This window comes from Colwellia sp. E150_009, from assembly GCF_053543955.1.
In genome coordinates this window covers 75,297-94,317 of record NZ_JBHFOM010000002.1, presented here as the reverse complement: position 1 = coordinate 94,317, position 19,021 = coordinate 75,297, and the positions used below count along the sequence as shown (strand labels likewise).

Genomic DNA, 19,021 nt, shown 5'->3' with positions numbered 1-19,021 from the left:
AATTAAAAAGTTGCCTTTCGGAAATTGGATAGCTCGTCACAACGTAAGTAGATAACTTAATTTTACTTTAAGAAAAATTATAAACAGAGAGTTTGTTATGAAAAAATTAGTGAATAGTTATTTATGTGGAGATGCAAAAGAACAGCTCATATATGAAACAATTGGTAGTTATTTTGACTCTATAGTTGAACGTTTTCCAGAGAATGATGCTTTGATCATACCGTATCAGAATGTTCACTGGACCTATAAAAAATTTCAACAAGAAGTCAATCGTTTAGCAACAGGTTTATTGAACCTTGGTATTACCCGAGGTGATCGCGTTGGTATTTGGGGGCCTAACAGTGTTGAATGGTGTTTAACACAGTTTGCTACCGCTAAAATTGGAGCTATCATGGTATGTATTAATCCCGCATACCGTATTTATGAGCTTGACTATGCATTAAAAAAAGTTAATTGTAAGGCACTTATTACAGCTGAAGGATTTAAATCCAGTCGATATTTGGATATGTTGCAAGAAATTTCACCTGAACTGTCATCTCAATCTCCTGAATGTTTACAACTATCTTCATTTCCACAATTAAAAAACATAATAAGAATGGGGGAAAAACAAACCCAAGGCATGTTAAATTTTGATGATATTTGTAATCGTGGTTCACAAAAAGATTATGATGAATTAGCACAATTAAAAGATATGTTAGTTCCTGATGATGCAATAAATATACAGTTTACTAGCGGAACAACGGGGAGTCCGAAAGGTGCAACTCTAAGCCATTGTAATATTCTGAATAATGCTTGTTTAACAGCCAATGCTATGATGTTTGATGAAACAGACAAGCTTTGTATTCCCATACCTTTATATCACTGTTTTGGTATGGTGTTAGGTACGTTGGTTTGTGTAAGCACTGGTGCCACAGCTATATTTCCAAGTGCAGCTTTTGATCCAAACGAAACATTAAAAACCGTTGAAAAATACCAATGTACAGCGTTACATGGGGTTCCAACGATGTTTATTACAGAATTAGATTTGCCAGAATTTGCAGACTACAATTTATCTAGTTTAAGAACAGGCATTATGGCTGGCTCTTCCTGTCCGGAAGAGGTTATGAAGCGTGTTATGAATGATATGCATATGGAGCATATTCTTATTGGGTATGGGCAAACAGAGTTGAGTCCATTAAATCATATAACACATCCAAATGATTCAGTTACTCAACGTATTGAAACAGTTGGTCGTGCTGTGCCACGTATTGAAGTTAAAATTTCAGATAGTAATGGAAAAGTTGTACCCATTGGTGAAAAAGGCGAGATTTGTACCCGAGGCTATTCAGTTATGTTAGGGTATTGGGACGATGTTGAAAAAACTAAAGAGACCATTGATGAAGCAGGATGGTTACATTCTGGTGACATAGGAATTATGGATGATGAAGGGTATGTGCGTGTTGTCGGTCGCATTAAAGATATGGTGATTCGAGGCGGAGAAAATATTTATCCTCGGGAGGTTGAAGAATTTTTATATACCCATCCTAAAATACAAGATGTACAAGTATTTGGAATTCCAGATAAAACTATGGGAGAAGCTCTATGCGCATGGATAAAAATTCAAGGTGATGAACGCATGGAAGCTATAGAAATAAAGTCATATTGTGACGGTAAGATAGCGCACTTTAAAGTACCGCAGTATATTGAATTTATTGAAGATTACCCAATGACAGTCACAGGTAAAGTTCAAAAATTTAAAATGAGGGAAGAAATGATTGCACTTAGGGAAAAGTATGTAGTTTCGGAAAAGGGATAGTTGATACGAATGATTATAGTTAATATGAATTAATTAACTACTATTATTATAAAGCCCTTAACTTGAAGGTACCCCTAGATATGTTAAAACAGCAAGATAATTTAGCGGTTGATCTTATTTCAACCGATATTGACGACCAATCGTTGATGCTTGATGGTTGGGAACAAAAATATACACAACTTGAAACAGGTTCGTTTGAAGCCAAAACCTTCTCATTAAATGTATGTGATAACCTTAATATATTTCGAAAATACACTAACCGACGAATGCATAAATTTTTTGTCTGTCCCGGTAATGCAATAAGGCTCGCTGCCGTATTACCAGGTAGCGATGCATCCTTATTTCAAGGACGTGAAATAATTGCAGGAGATTTGTTTGTATTAAAACCGGGTATAGAGTCTGAGTTAGTTTGTCGCGGAAAGTTTGATGTTGCAGTGATTGAACTTGAATCGAACCTTATTTATCGTTCATACAATAATAATGAACAGTTAGATATTCAAGATGTTTTGCACAAGCAGGTCACATGTGGTTTTTCAGACAAAATATATTCAGCATTTTTACAACGAAAAATGAATTCTGGATTATTTTCATCTATCTGTGCTCCTGCTATACGTGCATTGTGTTATGAAGAGCCTAGTCACAGCAAACAAAACTCGCAAGACGTGGTTACTAAGGCAATACAATTGGTTGAACATTGCCTTGAAGATTTAGATGAATTGCCAAAAATATCTGAGATTTCTGCACATTTAGGGGTGTCAGAACGGGCGTTAGAATATGCGTTCGCACGAAAATATGGGATTTCACCAATAAGGTACTTTAAGTTTATACGCTTACATGGAGCACGACGTGATATCCGAATAGGAAAACTAAGTGTAACAGATGTCGCAATGAAATGGGGGTTTAGTCATCTAGGGCGATTTTCTAACACTTACCGTGAAACATTTGGTGAATTACCCTCACACACCAAATAATCTATCTTTTTTAATCCGTTTTAGTTGATGACGCTGACAATATAACAACTCATCAAGGGCAGAAATAATTTACTCTAGTATTTCTGCTTTACAAATGTACTCATTATACACACTCACCAAGCTACTTTTATCATTACTACCTTAGATAAATTTATCCATTCGGAAAGCGGATATTTTGCTATCTGTTTTTTCAGTAAATTGATTATGTGAATAAAATGATTTTATTTTTAATCTTTAATTGATTGATTTTATTATTTTTAAATTTTTCGGAAAGTGGATAGTTGCAAAAAATTAAAGTCGTTAAATTGAAAATATTGCATCAATAAAAATGTAAATTTATCACATGGCCAATCAAGAATAACTTAAAAAATCTAGTTTGCGCTATCCAAAATATTTAAATAGGAGAAAGGTAAAATGTCTAATTACAAACTTTTGATAGACGGGAAACTAGTTGGCGCAAACACGGAGTTTGCTGTAATAAATCCTGCTACAGGTAACTCTTTTACTAATGTACCACATGCTTCAAGAGAACAATGTGAACAAGCTATTAACGCTGCCAAAATTGCTTACCCCGCTTGGTCAGAAAAAACCATAATAGAAAGGCGCAGTTTAATTATAGCCTTAGCCGATAAAGTTAAAGAAAATAGTGAAAAATTAGCTTTATCTTTAGTTATGGAGCAAGGTAAACCTCTTGCTGAAGCACAAATGGAAGTGTTGTACGCTGAGATTTTTATTAGAACTCAAGCTGAATTTGATCTTGACATGAAGGTCATAGAAGAAAATGACGATAGACGTGTTGAGGAGCACTGTAAACCTCTCGGTGTGGTAGCAGGTATTATTCCATGGAATTTTCCGCTTCTCGTTGCCACATTCAAATTACCTCCAGCATTATTAGCTGGTAACACCATAGTTATAAAACCCGCCCCGACGACACCAGTAACAACATTAATGTTAGGTGAATTGTGTGCTGAAATTTTCCCTAAAGGTGTTGTAAATATTATTACTGACCAGAATGAACTTGGTCCTGTACTTTCTTCGCATCCTGATATTGCCAAGGTTTCTGTTACAGGCTCAACCGTAACGGGTAAAAAAGTGATGGCTTCAGCTGCTGAAACTATTAAACGAGTCACGTTAGAGCTTGGTGGTAATGATGCAGCAATCGTTTTGGATGATTTAGACCCCATTTTAATGGCTGAAAAAATTATTGCTGGGGCATTCTTAAATGCTGGCCAAGTATGTATTGCAATCAAGAGACTATACGTTAGCGACAAAATTTATGACCAACTGCTTGAAGAGTTAGCTAAACACGTTAAAAACTTAGTACTAGGAAACGGCTTGGATACTGGCGTAAACATAGGTCCTGTTCAGAATGAAAAGCAATTTCAACAAGCAAAAGAATTACTTATTGATGCCGAAAAAAATGCTCGCATAGTGGTTGGAGGAGAAGCTATCGATAGTACTGGTTATTTCATTCAACCTACCTTAGTTGCTGATGCTAAAGACGGAACACGTTTAGTAGATGAAGAGCAATTCTCACCTATTTTACCTGTGATTCGTTATCACAACCTAGAAGATGCTATTAAATCTGCTAATGGATTGAATTTCGGGTTAGGTGCCTCTGTCTGGTCATCTGATGTAACACGTGCTTATGAAGTAGCTAAACGTTTAGAAGCTGGAACCGTTTGGATTAATAAACACCTAGACTTTGGACCAACAATTCCATTGTGTGGAGCAAAACAGTCAGGTCTTGGTAAAGAGTTTGCTCAGGAAGGGCTTAAAGAGTATACGCAAACATGCGTAATAAATATTGCTAAATAATTACTACATATGGGGAAGACAGTTTTAGCAACAAAACAGAATGGATTCAATAAGAGCTTTTACATTGTAATAAGTAAAAGCAAAACGTTAAAAAATAATAAATCTCTGGTTAATGAAACCTAAGAAATAAAGAGGAAGATCATATGAAAAATAAAAATAAAAATAAAAATAAAAATAAGTTGGTAGTAGTGGCACCAATAATTGCCGCTGCAGTAGGTTTTTCGAACACAGTCAATGCTATTGATGTAGACCCTTTAGATTATGTAGCAGCACCAGCTGGTGTTAATTTAGCCATACTTTATGCGGGTAGTATCAATGAGCATACCAATCTAGGGGCAGATTTAGATGCGAATATTAATATTGCGCGCTTTGTTGCTTATAGAGAATTCATGGGAATTACGGTAGATCCACAAATATTAATACCTTTTGGTAAGCAGGAAATTGCAGGTGGTGCGTTAGAAGCGTCTGGATTTGCTGATCCAATATTAGCGGCGACATTCTGGTTTGTAAATGATGATAAAAACCAGTTTGGTATAACGCCATTTTTAACGGTTCCTATTGGGTCTTATGATAACAATGACTCCCTTAATCTAGGAAAAAATACTTGGGAAGGAACAATACAAGCAGGTTGGGTTCATAAACCCACAACTAATCTTGCATTAGAGGTTGTAACAGATGTGACTTTTTCAACTGACAATGATGATTTTGGGCCAACAGGTGAAAGATTAACAAAAGATGCAACTTTTCAAGTCCAACTTTTAGCAAGCTACAAATTATCAGGCGAGACAACGCTTGGTGTAAATTTATCACGTCAATGGGGTGGAGATACAGAAGTAGCCAATGTTGTCACTGATGGCGCTGAAATAACCAAAGCGTCGATATATGCACAACATTGGATCGCACCTACATTGCAAATACAGGGTAAGTATAGTCGTGATTTAGAAGTAGATAATGTTCCTTTTGAGACACAGACTTTCCAACTGCGTTTATTGAAGGTTTTTTAAAATAATAATAAAGATAAACAACTTTTAAAGTTTTCGGAGAGTTAATATGAAATCAAAAAAAATTAGTATTGCATTAACTATCGCCGCTGTTCTTGTTTTAGCCTCTTGTGGTAATTCAAGCACTGAAAGCGCTACAAAATCAGCAACAGCAAGTAAAAGCAATGATGTTGAGTGGGCATCTCACGGATTAGATCCACAAGAAACACGTCATAGCCCCTTAGATCTAGTTAATAGTCAGAATGTTGATCAATTGGGGTTAGCTTGGTCTTATGATTTAGGTTCAGATAGGGGAGTTGAAGCAACTCCTATTGTTGTAGACGGTATAATGTACGTAACAGGGTCATGGTCAATTCTTCACGCAATTGACGCCATTACAGGTAAAAAACTTTGGGTTTATGATCCTAAAATCCCACCTGAATTTGCTAAACTTGGCTGCTGTGATGTGGTGAATCGCGGTGTAGCTTATCATGAAGGTAAAATATTTTTAGGGGCTTTTGATGGCTGGATGCATGCTATTGATGCTAAAACAGGTAAGCAGGTCTGGAAGAAAGACACGTTTGAAAAACGTGGTGAGTTCGCCTATACCATTACAGGAGCGCCTCGAATCATAGGTGATAAAGTTGTCATCGGAAATGGTGGTGCAGAGTACGGTGTTCGTGGTTATGTCACCGCTTATGATGTTAATTCAGGAAAACAAGCTTGGCGTTGGTATGTAGTTCCAGGCAATCCTGATGAACCTTTTGAAAACGATGCAATGGCAGCGGCAGCTAAAACCTGGGACCCTTCAGTCAAATACTGGGAAAGCGGTGGAGGAGGTACTGTTTGGGATTCAATGGCGTATGATCCAGAACTTAACCTTTTATATATTGGGACGGGTAATGGATCACCTTGGAATCACAATATTCGTTCGCCAGAAGGAGGAGATAACTTGTACCTTTCTTCTATTGTGGCCTTAAATCCTGATTCAGGTGAATATGTATGGCATTATCAAGGTACGCCAAAAGATAATTGGGATTATACACATACCCAACATATTATTCTTGCTGATATAGAAATTGATGGCAAGCTTCGTAAAGTTGCAATGCAAGCACCAAAAAATGGCTTTTTCTTTGTGATTGATCGTGTAACGGGTGAGTTTATATCAGCCGAAAACTTTGTAGAAGTTGCATGGGCTACTGGATATGACAAGAACGGTAGACCAATAGAAGTTCCTGCTGCTCGTTCTATTACTGAACCTTGGGAAGTAATTCCATCTCAATATGGTGCGCATAATTGGCACTCTATGAGCTATAATCCAGATACAGGGCTAGTCTATATTCCAGCACAAGGGGTTCCCCTTAAGCAAGCACCAGATACAAGTTATGAACATAATACTCATAATGCAGGTTCAACAATGTCTGGTGCAAAATGGAACCTTGGTTATTTGTTTCATGTAGCGGCTCCTGAAGCTAAGCCTTTCGGTTCGTTAATTGCTTGGGACCCTGTTAATCAAAAAGAAGTATGGAGATCAGAATACATTTCTCCATGGAATGGTGGCACTTTAACGACTGCCGGAAATTTAGTTTTTCAAGGTACCGCTGATGGTCGTTTCATAGCTTATGATGCGGCAAAAGGAAAAACATTATGGCAGGTACCTGTTACAACTGGTGTAGTTGCAGCACCTATGACATGGTCTAAAAATGGTGAACAGTACATTACAATTGCGGTAGGCTGGGGAGGCATTTATGGTTTGATGCAGAAAGCGACTGATAAGAAAACACCAGGTAAAGTATTAACCTTTAAATTAGGTGGTAAAGAAAAGATGCCTGATTCAGTCTTTGAAACACGCACCACTTTGGTGGAAGGAGTTAAATATAAACCTGAAGATGTAGGTGAGGGGCTTGAAATTTATATTTCTAACTGTGTATTTTGTCATGGTACACCAGGTGTTAATAATGGTGGAGCCGTTCCCAATTTAGGTTATTCGTCAAAAGCAGTTTTGAATAATGCTAAAAATTGGGTTATCGATGGTGCAGGGGTTGATAAAGGAATGCCAACCTTTAAGCATTTATCAGAAACTGATGTGAAAAAAATTGTAGCTTTTGTTCAAGGAACAGCTGACGCAATTAGACCTGTTAAATAGAAATGCTAAAGTAATAAAACCTAGTTAAATCGTAAGACTAAAAAGCAACCTGCTATGGTTGCTTTTTATTTTTACTAGCTTAGACAATTCAAACCAACATTTAAATAACAACCATTTAACTTCTTTTTGAGATAACATAATACATTGAACTTAATGTAGTTAAATGCCATCATATCCTTAAATTTATTGGTGCTGAAAATTCATACAGCAACGACTCCAAATATTATTAAAGGACCAATACATGATCCCAATTGTGCTGTTTTCAATTATATTGCTCTATTTTTTCTACCGTGGCTATTCTCTTGGCTTAGGTTTAGTGCTTGCTCGAGTGGTAAGTGTCGTAGGAGCTTATTATTTAGCGGTAACATTTGCTGATAATGGCGCAGCAGTAATTAGTAAAAACTCAGAATTAGAAGGGCTTGTAGCATACTTTGTTGCCGGATTTATTATTTTTTTAGTGAGTTCAATTATCATTTCAATTATTCTACAAATAGCACTGAATGCATTAGGTAAAGCGACTGATGGTAAATCAAAATTACCCGTACTTGGTGCCTTTGCCAATGGTCTTTTGGGAGCTTTTGTTGGCTTAGCTTTTATTTGGTTTTTTAACATGGCAAATACAGCACTAACTAATGGTGAAATGCCAGCAGATAACCTTATTAATAATTGGTCACAAAAACTTATGGGAGACTCCATAGATACTGCATTAACTATGCAATTTCCCAAAGCGCCACAACTAGTGGGTATTGCCTCATATGTATTAAAAAATCCAGCGCGAGGGGTAAAAGACGGTATTACTTTAGCAAATGATCCTGATGTTAAAACCTTAGTAAATAGTCGTAAAGTTCAACGCATGGTACAAAATAAAGATTTAATTGGGTTAATGACCGCTAAAGAAATTGATAATGTACTTGAAGATAAAACGGTTCAACGTATTTTAGAAGAAACCAATGTACTTGGTGGTATTGATGTTACCGATAAAATTGCGGTTAAAACACGACTAACTCAAGAAGTTATGACTACGTTAGCACATGTTGAATTAATAAAACAAAATCCACGTTTTAAGCAACTAACCAATGACCCCGAACTGCAACGAATGATAAGAAACAACGATGTTGTAGGCTTAATGAGTAGCTCAAAAGTGAAAGAAATTGCCGACATTGTAATGTCGTCTGGCATTATAAAATAGCAGCTGCACTTGTTTAAAATAAACACCAAAACACACAGATGACTTTTTATCATTTTTTTAGTTTACTAAAAAACCACAAGCTAGCTTTACTTATCGCAATCGCCCTTATGGTGGTAGAAAGTATGGTTAGCTTGTCGGTGCCTTGGTTTGCGGGTAAATTTTCAGAATCAATGCTCAACGGAAAAACAATATTTAACCTTAGTTACCTGCAAATTGCATTAATTTGGTTATCATTGTTTGTATTGCAGGCAATATTACGTTTTTTCTCTACTTACAAAGTCAATTTTATTGGCGCTCAAATGCTCACTGAACTCAGTTGTCGATTGTATGATCATATACAACTGCTGCCTGTTAAATATTTTAGTAATACCAAAAAAGGGGAAACCTTAGCGCTGTTAAGTAACGATGTATCCATTATAAGTTACTTTCTCTCGGGTGTGCTTACAGGGCTTGTTCCAGCAACGTTAATATTATTGGGCGCCTTAATATTAATGGCTTCAATAAACACCACCATTACTTTTATTATTATGTTGATGGTGCCAGCCTTTTTTGTAGTGTTAAAATTACTGGGCAAGGGCATTCGTCCCATCAGTGAAAATTTAGTGCAAAAGCAAGCAGATGGTGTGGCCATTGCCAGTGAAAATTTAAGTATAATCAAACTTGTTAAAGCCTTTTCAAGAGAACAAAGTGAATCAAACCGCTTTAAAAGCAATGCTTATGAAATTCAAAAATTAAGAAAAAAACAGTTGAAAATTCAAGCCATCTTATCACCTGTATTACAATTACTGGTGTCTACTGGGGTGCTTATTGTTGTGGTGGTTAGTGCTATGTATTATCAGTCAGGTGAATTAACCATGCCTGAACTTATCACCTTACTTATGTATGGCATGTTGTTCGCCAGACCCATGAGTACATTAGCCAACCTGTATGGGCAAACCCAGCAAGCGATCGGCTCTTCTACTAGGCTAAATAACGTCTTTAAACTTTCACCAGAGCCTGATAGCTACGTAAACGAAAGTAAAACTGAAGCCACTAACCAAACACTAAACACCATTAAGGGAGTTATATCGTTTAAACAGGTCAATTTTAATTATGCGCCAAACGAACCTCTGCTTAATAATATCAATATCGATATTCAACCAAAACAAACAGTATTAATTTTAGGGCCAAATGGCACGGGCAAATCAACCTTATTACATTTATTAGTGCGATTTATTGAACCAACCGCAGGTGAAATAACTATAAATAATCAACCGCTGAACCATTTTAAACTATCAACCTTAAGAAGTAATTTAGGGTTAGTGTCGCAAGATATTGCCTTATGCAGTGGCTCAGTAGCCGACAACATCGCTTTTGGTTACCCACAAGCAAGTTTTGCCGAAATAGAAACTGCGGCCAAAAAAGCAGGGGCGCACTCGTTTATTACTGCACTAGAAAACGGATATAAAACCCAAGTAGGTGAAAATGGCGTGTTACTCTCGGGCGGACAAAGGCAACGTATATCATTAGCAAGAGCGTTAATGAATGATCCGCCAATTTTACTATTAGACGAACCAACGTCAATGGTAGACAACGAAGCAAAAACAACGTTTAAAGACAGTTTTAACGAGGTTTTAAAAGATAAAACTGTTATTATGGTTAGCCATGATCAGCAGTTAGCAGATATTGCCGATCACGTGTTTGAAATGAAAAATCATCAGTTAGTGCCTAAAAGCGCCTAAAATAAGGAAATTAAGTTAAATGAGCGATGTTAGCTACCAATTAGCCGAAAATGTGCTTTTTCAAAAAGTAGCCGAAGAAACGGTAATATTAGAACCCAACACCGGTGAATATTACACCCTAAATGCCATTGGCACGTTTATGGTAGAGTTACTTCAAGCAGGGCGAACGCAAGCAGAGGTAATCAATACCGTACTTGAAAAATACCAAGTAGAGCAAGCAGAAGTAACACAAGACCTAGAAGCACTAGTGACACAAATGCTCAACCAGGGTCTTATAATAGCCGCAGAGCCAAAGTCTCAAATGTAAATTCAGCACCATTGCAGGCGAAGCACTACTAGGATATTCAGCGCGTTTATCATGTCTTTATTCACAAAATTATTTTCACTATCTAAAACCGAGTTAAGTATTTTACTTGAAGCATGGGTAGTGTTTTTAAAATGGGACTGGTTAATATCATTTACCCAATACAGTAATTGGCAGGGCGAAATCGCTAACTTAACAAGCGAAAATGATGCAGTTGCTCCTGAAAATAAGGCTGATGAGGCATCTTTATCACAACTCACTTTAGTGATTAAACTCAGTGAAAAAGTCGCCAAACATCATATTCGAAAAATGAACTGTTTACGCCGTTGTTTAACCCAAAAACAAATGCTTCAAAAACGTGGTTACCCAACACGCATGCACATTGGCGTAGCCATCAACAATGAAACTCTTAAAGCCCACGCTTGGTTAACCTACCAAGGCAAAATCATCAACGACAGTGGCGACGTAACAACCCGTTATAGTGAATTAAAAGCGAAGAACGAACAGGCAATACTCAGAAGTTTTAAATAACTCGCATCATTGGTTAATTGGTGGAAGTGTTTTTCATACCTCACTCACACAATGCGTTTGAAACCATAATTGGGTTAAAATTGCATACAACATATCCACATTCAAATACCCATTCGGATTATCAACCACCGCGTCAAATTCACGCAACAAAATTCCATTGTCTAACAACCCTAAATCTTGCAACCCCTCATGCGAAAGCAACTTACGTAACTCATCCTTATTACTGCGCACCAAATTCGCAAAATGATGGTCAAACACCACTTTATGCTTATTCCAACACACCGACTCAGGCAAATAATCTTGCATCGTTTGCCGTAACAACCACTTAGGGTAAATTCCCTGAATCAACAACTTCTCAGGAACCGCAAAGCTAAACTCAACCACATCGGTATCAAAAAACGGATGCCGCACATCAACTCCATAACCACTCGCCACTTTCTGATAAGAACGCATAGCATTATATGTCGACGTTGCCTTCAAACCAGAATACCTAGCATGTTTACCCGGCTCAAACGTAGCAGAAAACGGATTACCAAACCTCAACGCTTCTTCTTTAACCTGTATTACCGACAACGCCGATAACCACGGCGGGCTTTCATGAGCATTCACAGGCACATTTCGCACCAGCTTAAGTAAATGTTGAATACGGTTAGGCATAAACAGGTTATACAAAGACCGAGCAACCGGCTCGTTAAGCGCTTTACAACCTTTAATTACCTCATTAACAACCCCCAACTCCCCTTTAAACAAACGCGAACGATAAGAAGCACTATGCCCCCAACAGGTTTCATCGCCACCATTACCGGTTAACAAAACACCAGCACCAACCCCATGAATTACCGACAATTCTTGATGATACTTAGGTGACAATACCACACCTGGGCTATCATAATCGCTAGGGTACAACTGAGCAAAAGTACTCAACTCAAACTGGTCTAAGTCAATATAATGTTGATGCGTCAAACCAAGCTTTTCAATCATATCGTTAATATTATTGCTTTCATCACAACTTGTTGTATTTTTATAACGATGCGACAAGGTATGTAACTCAGCACAACTTACCGCGTTTTCACCATTTAACAACTGATGAGCAATAGCCGTAACCGAGGTAGAATCCATACCACCACTCATTTGACAAAAAACAGGAGAATACCCAGCATTATTATTAATTGCCAACCTATTACTAACACTAGTTTTCAACAACTCAAAAAAGTGTTCCTTATAATCATCAACGTTTTTATACACCACAGAAAAGTCAGGATTAATATCCCAAAACGGCGTAATTTTAATACCCAGTTCATCACTATATTCCAAGCAACTCCCCAAAGGTAAACGCGATATTTCATTAAACATAGAAATATTAGGATCAGGTCTACCCGACAACCACTGACTAATAGCCACTTTATTAACCGTAGGCGTTATATTAACAACGTGGGTAAGTATTTTAGCGTCTGAAGCAATACAAAATATGCCATCTAGCTTTATATAAAACAACGCTCTACCACTAAACGGATCAATAGCGCCGCATAAACGCTTCGACTTGTTATCCCAAAAAATAGTATGAAAGTTACCCTTAACGTACGAAAATGCCTTGGCACCTAACGCTTGATAAGCGCTCAATAGCAGTTGATCATCTGATAACTCACTGGCATTGTCAGTATTAAAACGAGAACCACACAACGCAGGTAAATCTAATTTATTATCAACCCTGTTATTACCCACAACCTCACAAGACAAGGACGACAAATGCTGTAACTGCTGAAAATATGATCCGTTACTAGCCTTAACACAATCCGAAAAGTTATTAGCAGAAACAGCACAATTATTTAAATAAGACACTAAATGAATAGTATGGCTAGCGGTTGAAATTTTACTTGTAGACGCATTTTCTTTATGAATAGGGGTGCGAGAAAGCAAATTTTCGATAATAGAATTCGTAATACACGAATGAGTATTTGGTGTTATAACGGCAAAAAGGTTGTCCATGCGTACCTTAATATATATTTATTGAATAGCTAAAAACGCTTAATAGTAATAGAAAAGGTTATCTATAAATATAAGTGTTTTCTTATGCATATTTTGTCGTATTTTATACAAAAAGTCATTAAAAAAACATACAAAGTAAAGTATTATACTAATTCAAATTAAATGTTTGCTCAAAAAGTGTTCAACCTATTGGAAGTATTGATATAATTGCGGTGTCAGTTTTTTTTACATATCTAAAATTATAAAAACTAAAATATTATTTGTTTAGTCGTAATGTACTGAAATAAAAAGAGATTATACTTAAGGCGCGCTTATTGCATTTCAATTGCTGATATTATTTGAAAACTGTTTTTTTTATGTAAACCACTGGAGAAGTAAAAATGTTGAAGAAATGGACACTAGGATTGATTCTTCTTACGACTAGCTTAGTTTCACAAGCTACCCTTATAACGCACGACGTTGATTCTGTAGATATGGCAGGTATTTCTGTAACTGCTTTTTTTGATGGTGGTGGTCAAGAAACATTAATTTGGTCAGCATTAACCTCAACGCTTGGCGGCGTTGATAACGGTAACTGGTCATTAAAACTTGATGGAAAAACCTTTGGTGATTATGACCAATCAACACAAACCTTTTTCGGTTTATGGGTACTAACCAACAACTCTTCTACGCAAGATATTGTAGGTTTAACTATTGACGCAGGTTCACAAGGTTTTTACTTTGACACCATCAGCGGATATAACCCACTTTTTCCTGTTGTAGGTGATGGTGATCATACACCAGGTTCTGGCCCAGGTCGTACATTTGACTCATCTGATATGACAGTTTCTGCTTCTTTTTCTGATTTGTTTAGTGGTCCAGATTTATATGGTAAATTAAACCTACAATGGGCAACGGGCGAAAGTTTAATATTAGGTGAATCTTTTAGCTTTGTAACTGATACCGACAAAGCAACGGTTCCAGAGCCAAGCACATTATTCACTTTTGCACTTGGTTTAATTGCATTAACAAGTTTACGTAAAAAATCTTCAGGGAAGTAATTGAAATGAAAACGAATACAAACAACACCCAACAACCTGTTACAAGTAAAGCTGTTTACACAAAACCTGTATTGAAAAATGCCGGTAGTTTAGCTGACTTAACCCAAGGTTTTTCTGGCAGTATTCCAGACGAGCAAGGTGGCCATACTAAACGGAATCCTTTCCAGGGCTAATTCCTAAATATTAAACAATCCTTACTAGTTAGATTAATAATATTAATCATATTAGCTAAGGGTTGTTTAATACGTTTACTATCAAATGAATCCTTTATTTAATTTACCATTGCATGGTGTTTTTTGTGCGCCTTTTTGTTGTGCTGAAAAAAACAATTTACCTATTCAAATTGATTTGGACTTTACCAGTACTACTGTACCCAACACGACATTAACCAGTAATACAGGAGAACCCATATGGTCAATGGTAGACAAAGGTGAACGCTATTATAGTGAAGTAAACTTATTTAAAAGTGAATTTCACCACAGTAACAAGCATGAGCTTCATAAAAGTAACATAAACAACCGTTACTATTTACAGATAAATTGCCAAGGTAGTGGGTTATTTAAAATAAGTAAAAAGGCAATTAGTATAAACTGGCAAGCACAAGGCACAGGCGCTGATCATTATTTTCAAACATTAGCAATCGCCCTAAATCTAGAGCTTAACAACGTACTATGTATTCATGCCAATGCACTGGCGTATAAAAACAAAGCCATTGCTATTATGGCACCAAGCAGAACAGGAAAAACAACCTTAACAGCGGCATTAAGCCAACAAGGTTTTGCTTTAATGACAGACGACATGGTCGCGTTGCATGAAATAAAAGCGCAAGAACAAGACAACAGTAATAAAGCTTATAAAATTTACCCTAGTTGGCCAGTAGCAAGAATGTGGCCCGACTCATTAAAAGATATACCGTTTACAGAAAATCAAGAACACCAAAAAGTACATGAAAAATTTGAAAAACGCACAGTAAACTTAACAAAAACAAAAGCGGTTGAATTTTGTGAACAACCTAAAGAATTACAGGTAATTTATTTATTAAATAGATTACCGCCAGAACAAACAAAAGAGCAAATAAAAGAACATGAAATTAATAAAGAAACTAACACAAAAAACAACAATAAACCGATTGGTGAAATAGTTTCAATTGGCACAGCACAAGCACTTATATTATTATTACAAAATAGCATACTGGGTAGTTGTTACAGCGCATTAAAATTAGAAAAGTCACGACTACAAGCCTTTTCAACTTTATTAGAAAACATAGCGTTTAAACAAATAAACTACCCAAGTGGTAAAGAACACCTAAACGAAATAGGCGAATTGATAAAAAAAGATCTAGAATCTTATCCCTAATTCGAAACGAATAAATTGAACAAATGTAGGGTTGGACTTCAGTCCGCCAAAAAAATCAGCGAAATTCGCTGGCACGTTTAACCTGTTTAAACAAAAAATAGCAATGGAAGCAAACTGTTATGGTAGACACAAAAGGAATAATACAAAACAATATCAATACCTTTGCCTTATTTTATAGAATGGCAGATATTATTGTTATTTCGCTAAGCCTCGCCCTTGCGTTATTTTTATACAGCGCAACCTACAACCAAGAATACTTTATAATGTGCTTAGTTGGCATTATTGCTTACAGCTTCAGTGCCGAAGCGCTCGCATTATATCGCTCTTGGCGATCAGGCTATTTTAATGAAATTGTTTTCTATACCTTTCTCTCTTGGGCTATTGCAGCCATTATCATACTTACCTACTTGTTCTTCACCAAAACAAGCGAAGCGTACTCTCGTGTTACCATTGGTATTTGGTTCGCTATCACCTTTTTTGGGCTAGTGGGTTGGCGCTATGTTTTTGCCTTGTTTTTAGTGAAAGTGCGTACCAAAGGCTATAACTCACGCAGAGTTGCCATTATTGGCTTAACCAGTGGCGGCCAGCGCCTAGCACAACAAATACTTGACCACCCAGAAACAGGGTATCGCTTAACCGCCATGTTTGACGACAGAACCCCAGAGCGTATTGAAAAAACCTATCACCAATACCTTCAAGGATCAATTAAAGAGGGCGTAGAAAAAGCCAAAAACAACCAGTTTGACGTAGTATATGTAGCACTGCCCATAACCGCAGAAAAACGCATAAAAGAAATACTCTATTTACTAGGCGACACCACTGCTAACGTACAACTCGTACCAGATTTATTCATATACTCACTCATGAAAGCCAGAATGTCGCACGTAGGTAATATTCAAACCCTCAGCGTGTACGACAACCCCATGCAAGGCGCAAGTGCCGCCTTTAAACGTGCAGAAGACATCCTTTTATCCTTAGCCATATTGTCTATTATTGCCGTACCCTTACTGGTTATCTCTATTGCTATAAAATGTACCTCACGCGGGCCAATACTCTTTAAACAAGACCGATACGGCCTAGACGGCAAAAGAATAAAAGTATGGAAATTTAGATCCATGACCGTCACCGAAAATGCCGACAAAGTAGTACAAGCCACCAAAGGCGATACACGTATAACCCCCTTTGGCGCTTTCTTACGCAGAACCTCGTTAGACGAACTACCGCAATTTTTCAACGCCCTAAAAGGCGACATGTCAGTAGTAGGGCCAAGGCCACACGCCGTGGCCCACAACGAAGACTACCGAAAACGGGTTGACTACTACATGCTACGCCACAAAGTAAAACCCGGCATAACAGGCTGGGCACAAGTAAACGGCTGGCGTGGCGAAACCGACACCGTAGACAAAATGGCAATGCGCATACAATTTGACCTTGAATACATACGTAACTGGTCACTGTGGTTAGACTGCAAAATAGTACTATTTACTATATTTAAATCATTCAACGACAAAAACGCATACTAAGTACAAAAATTGTAGGTTGGGCTTCAGCCCGCCAAAAATGTGATTCAAATTACATTTAACTTGTATTTTAATTGTAGGGTTGGACTTTAGTCCGCCAAAGAATGTGATTTAACTTACATTTTAATTGCATTTAACTTGTAGGGTTGGACTTTAGTCCGCCAAAGAATGTGATTTAACTTACATTTTAATTGCATTTAACTTGTAGGGTTGGACTTCAGCCCGCCAAAAATGTGATTCAAATTACATTTAACTTGCATTTAACTTGTAGGGTTGGGCTTCAGTCCGCCAAAAATTTGATTTAACTTGCATTTTAATTGCATTTAACCTGTAGGGTTGGGCTTCAGCCCGCCAAAGAATGTGATTTAACTTGCATTTTAATTGCATTTAACTTGTATTTTAATTGTAGGGTTGGACTTTAGTCCGCCAAAAGAACTTGATGTAAAAAATGTGTTAGGCCTTAACCCCTAATTCAAAACAATATAAACGGATATTAACGAGCTGTAATAATGAACACAAAACCTAGGCAACAATCACAATACGATTTTGTAAAAGATCACGACCAGGTTTACTTCGACTTACTACGCCTAGCTCGTATCACTGAACACAATGAAAACGATCAAAACAACAAAGAAGTATACAAAAAGGCAGCCATAACGGCACTAAACCAACTACCGTTATACGCCAAAACACACAAACGCCTAATACCACTATTAAACGCAAAAGCACACAAACTAAATATATATGATCAACTGTTACCACAAAGCCAACAACTACTAACCACCTACACACAGCAAGGCATAGTGACAGAACTCGCAAAAAAACAACAACTGAACAACATAATAGAAAAATTGTCAGAACATAACATACCGCTAATTTTACTAAAAGGCGCAGCGTTCGCCGGGGTATTATACAGCCCACAAGCGCCTAGAACATCGAATGACCTAGACATACTCATTCAAAAAAAACACTGGCATCAAACAGTTGAAATAATTAAGAAATTAATGAACTACACACAAAAACCACAGCCAGACGTATTTGGTGATCTTTATGAACTCTCGTTTATACCCAAAACAAAGGTGGGCGCAGCGTTAGATCTACATAGCTCACTAATACACCCAATATTATTTAATATTAATGAACAACAACTGTGGGAAAATAGTATTAACCACCCAAGTTACAACAACAACTTGGTAAAAATATTATCGCCAGAGCATGCCTTAATACACCAAGCATTACACGCTTATAAAGACATGGACTTTGGTAAATACAACTTGGTAGACAGTCATGAATTAATCAGTGTTAAAAAACCTGACATTCAAAAAACAATAGCCATAGCAAAAGAGTGGGGCGCAACTAACTCACTATACGTACTATTAAAAAACTGCGTAGTGATTATGGCAACTGAACTAGAAAATGACATAAAAACAGTTATAACAAATAATTTGTTAAAACAAATAAAACCAAGTGTTATAACGTGTAATATTTTGATAAGGTTGATAAAATCACGTTTTACGCAGCCAGTAGAAAATAAAAAAACGCTAGGGTACCGAATCAACCAAATAGTAGGGCAGTTTATATTTACGGGTAGTGCATTTAGGCCTTTAAAGTTGCAGTGGTTGTTTTTGAAGTCAATGCAAACAACCAAAAGATAAATGAGTAAA

The 19,021-nt window shown here is 37.0% G+C and carries 15 protein-coding genes; 14 read left to right on the top strand and 1 reads right to left on the bottom strand.

The window, feature by feature from the left end:
- Positions 1 to 97: 97 nt before the first annotated feature.
- The 9 genes from ACE1OF_RS01585 to ACE1OF_RS01545 all read left to right on the top strand — a co-directional run bounded on the left by ACE1OF_RS01585 (position 98) and on the right by ACE1OF_RS01545 (position 11,455).
- On the top strand, positions 98 to 1,795 hold the full coding sequence (locus ACE1OF_RS01585) for an AMP-binding protein (RefSeq protein ID WP_448892221.1): 1,698 nt from the start codon (positions 98 to 100) through the stop codon (positions 1,793 to 1,795).
- Between the two features lie 80 nt (positions 1,796 to 1,875).
- On the top strand, positions 1,876 to 2,766 hold the full coding sequence (locus tag ACE1OF_RS01580; protein ID WP_448892220.1) for a helix-turn-helix transcriptional regulator: 891 nt from the start codon (positions 1,876 to 1,878) through the stop codon (positions 2,764 to 2,766).
- A gap of 414 nt (positions 2,767 to 3,180) precedes the next feature.
- Positions 3,181 to 4,584 carry an aldehyde dehydrogenase family protein gene (locus tag ACE1OF_RS01575; RefSeq protein ID WP_448892219.1) on the top strand — a complete coding sequence of 468 codons (1,404 nt, stop codon included), beginning with the start codon at positions 3,181 to 3,183 and terminating at the stop codon, positions 4,582 to 4,584.
- A 143-nt stretch (positions 4,585 to 4,727) separates the two neighbouring features.
- On the top strand, positions 4,728 to 5,588 hold the full coding sequence (locus ACE1OF_RS01570) for a transporter (protein ID WP_448892217.1): 861 nt from the start codon (positions 4,728 to 4,730) through the stop codon (positions 5,586 to 5,588).
- Between the two features lie 46 nt (positions 5,589 to 5,634).
- Entirely contained in the window at positions 5,635 to 7,710 is a 2,076-nt protein-coding gene (locus ACE1OF_RS01565) for a PQQ-dependent dehydrogenase, methanol/ethanol family (RefSeq protein ID WP_448892216.1), read from the top strand.
- 241 nt (positions 7,711 to 7,951) lie between these two features.
- Positions 7,952 to 8,899 (top strand): CvpA family protein, encoded by a 948-nt coding sequence (locus tag ACE1OF_RS01560; protein WP_448892215.1) that lies wholly within the window; start codon positions 7,952 to 7,954, stop codon positions 8,897 to 8,899.
- A gap of 38 nt (positions 8,900 to 8,937) precedes the next feature.
- The gene (locus tag ACE1OF_RS01555; RefSeq protein WP_448892214.1) at positions 8,938 to 10,620 is read left to right on the top strand and encodes an ABC transporter ATP-binding protein; all 1,683 of its coding nucleotides are present in this window, start codon (positions 8,938 to 8,940) and stop codon (positions 10,618 to 10,620) included.
- A 19-nt stretch (positions 10,621 to 10,639) separates the two neighbouring features.
- Positions 10,640 to 10,927, top strand: a complete 288-nt coding sequence (locus ACE1OF_RS01550) for a PqqD family protein (RefSeq protein WP_448892212.1) — start codon at positions 10,640 to 10,642, stop codon at positions 10,925 to 10,927.
- 51 nt (positions 10,928 to 10,978) lie between these two features.
- Entirely contained in the window at positions 10,979 to 11,455 is a 477-nt protein-coding gene (locus ACE1OF_RS01545; RefSeq protein ID WP_448892211.1) for a lasso peptide biosynthesis B2 protein, read from the top strand.
- Between the two features lie 33 nt (positions 11,456 to 11,488).
- On the opposite strand, the gene ACE1OF_RS01540 is transcribed toward ACE1OF_RS01545, so the two are convergent.
- Positions 11,489 to 13,441, bottom strand: a complete 1,953-nt coding sequence (locus ACE1OF_RS01540) for an asparagine synthase-related protein (protein WP_448892210.1) — start codon at positions 13,439 to 13,441, stop codon at positions 11,489 to 11,491.
- Between the two features lie 380 nt (positions 13,442 to 13,821).
- Between ACE1OF_RS01540 and ACE1OF_RS01535 the strand changes: the two genes are divergently transcribed.
- The 5 genes from ACE1OF_RS01535 to ACE1OF_RS01515 all read left to right on the top strand — a co-directional run bounded on the left by ACE1OF_RS01535 (position 13,822) and on the right by ACE1OF_RS01515 (position 19,012).
- On the top strand, positions 13,822 to 14,481 hold the full coding sequence (locus tag ACE1OF_RS01535) for a PEP-CTERM sorting domain-containing protein (protein WP_448892209.1): 660 nt from the start codon (positions 13,822 to 13,824) through the stop codon (positions 14,479 to 14,481).
- A 5-nt stretch (positions 14,482 to 14,486) separates the two neighbouring features.
- Positions 14,487 to 14,654: a lasso RiPP family leader peptide-containing protein gene (locus ACE1OF_RS01530; protein ID WP_448892207.1), complete on the top strand. Its 168-nt coding sequence runs from the start codon at positions 14,487 to 14,489 to the stop codon at positions 14,652 to 14,654.
- Between the two features lie 85 nt (positions 14,655 to 14,739).
- Positions 14,740 to 15,837, top strand: coding sequence for a hypothetical protein (locus tag ACE1OF_RS01525; protein ID WP_448892206.1), 1,098 nt, complete (start codon positions 14,740 to 14,742; stop codon positions 15,835 to 15,837).
- Positions 15,838 to 15,956: 119 nt separating this feature from the next.
- Positions 15,957 to 17,360, top strand: coding sequence for an undecaprenyl-phosphate glucose phosphotransferase (locus ACE1OF_RS01520; RefSeq protein WP_448892204.1), 1,404 nt, complete (start codon positions 15,957 to 15,959; stop codon positions 17,358 to 17,360).
- Positions 17,361 to 17,866: 506 nt separating this feature from the next.
- The gene (locus ACE1OF_RS01515; RefSeq protein ID WP_448892203.1) at positions 17,867 to 19,012 is read left to right on the top strand and encodes a nucleotidyltransferase family protein; all 1,146 of its coding nucleotides are present in this window, start codon (positions 17,867 to 17,869) and stop codon (positions 19,010 to 19,012) included.
- Positions 19,013 to 19,021 lie beyond the last annotated feature (9 nt).

What these genes read in the sequence shown, in the direction of transcription:
- ACE1OF_RS01525 (WP_448892206.1), top strand. Translation starts at nt 14,740, where the DNA reads ATGAATCCTTTATTTAATTTACCATTGCATGGTGTTTTTTGTGCGCCT.
- ACE1OF_RS01540 (WP_448892210.1), bottom strand. Translation starts at nt 13,441, where the DNA reads ATGGACAACCTTTTTGCCGTTATAACACCAAATACTCATTCGTGTATT.
- ACE1OF_RS01580 (WP_448892220.1), top strand. Translation starts at nt 1,876, where the DNA reads ATGTTAAAACAGCAAGATAATTTAGCGGTTGATCTTATTTCAACCGAT.
- ACE1OF_RS01565 (WP_448892216.1), top strand. Translation starts at nt 5,635, where the DNA reads ATGAAATCAAAAAAAATTAGTATTGCATTAACTATCGCCGCTGTTCTT.
- ACE1OF_RS01585 (WP_448892221.1), top strand. Translation starts at nt 98, where the DNA reads ATGAAAAAATTAGTGAATAGTTATTTATGTGGAGATGCAAAAGAACAG.
- ACE1OF_RS01520 (WP_448892204.1), top strand. Translation starts at nt 15,957, where the DNA reads ATGGTAGACACAAAAGGAATAATACAAAACAATATCAATACCTTTGCC.
- ACE1OF_RS01515 (WP_448892203.1), top strand. Translation starts at nt 17,867, where the DNA reads ATGAACACAAAACCTAGGCAACAATCACAATACGATTTTGTAAAAGAT.
- ACE1OF_RS01555 (WP_448892214.1), top strand. Translation starts at nt 8,938, where the DNA reads ATGACTTTTTATCATTTTTTTAGTTTACTAAAAAACCACAAGCTAGCT.
- ACE1OF_RS01570 (WP_448892217.1), top strand. Translation starts at nt 4,728, where the DNA reads ATGAAAAATAAAAATAAAAATAAAAATAAAAATAAGTTGGTAGTAGTG.
- ACE1OF_RS01545 (WP_448892211.1), top strand. Translation starts at nt 10,979, where the DNA reads ATGTCTTTATTCACAAAATTATTTTCACTATCTAAAACCGAGTTAAGT.
- ACE1OF_RS01535 (WP_448892209.1), top strand. Translation starts at nt 13,822, where the DNA reads ATGTTGAAGAAATGGACACTAGGATTGATTCTTCTTACGACTAGCTTA.
- ACE1OF_RS01560 (WP_448892215.1), top strand. Translation starts at nt 7,952, where the DNA reads ATGATCCCAATTGTGCTGTTTTCAATTATATTGCTCTATTTTTTCTAC.
- ACE1OF_RS01575 (WP_448892219.1), top strand. Translation starts at nt 3,181, where the DNA reads ATGTCTAATTACAAACTTTTGATAGACGGGAAACTAGTTGGCGCAAAC.
- ACE1OF_RS01530 (WP_448892207.1), top strand. Translation starts at nt 14,487, where the DNA reads ATGAAAACGAATACAAACAACACCCAACAACCTGTTACAAGTAAAGCT.
- ACE1OF_RS01550 (WP_448892212.1), top strand. Translation starts at nt 10,640, where the DNA reads ATGAGCGATGTTAGCTACCAATTAGCCGAAAATGTGCTTTTTCAAAAA.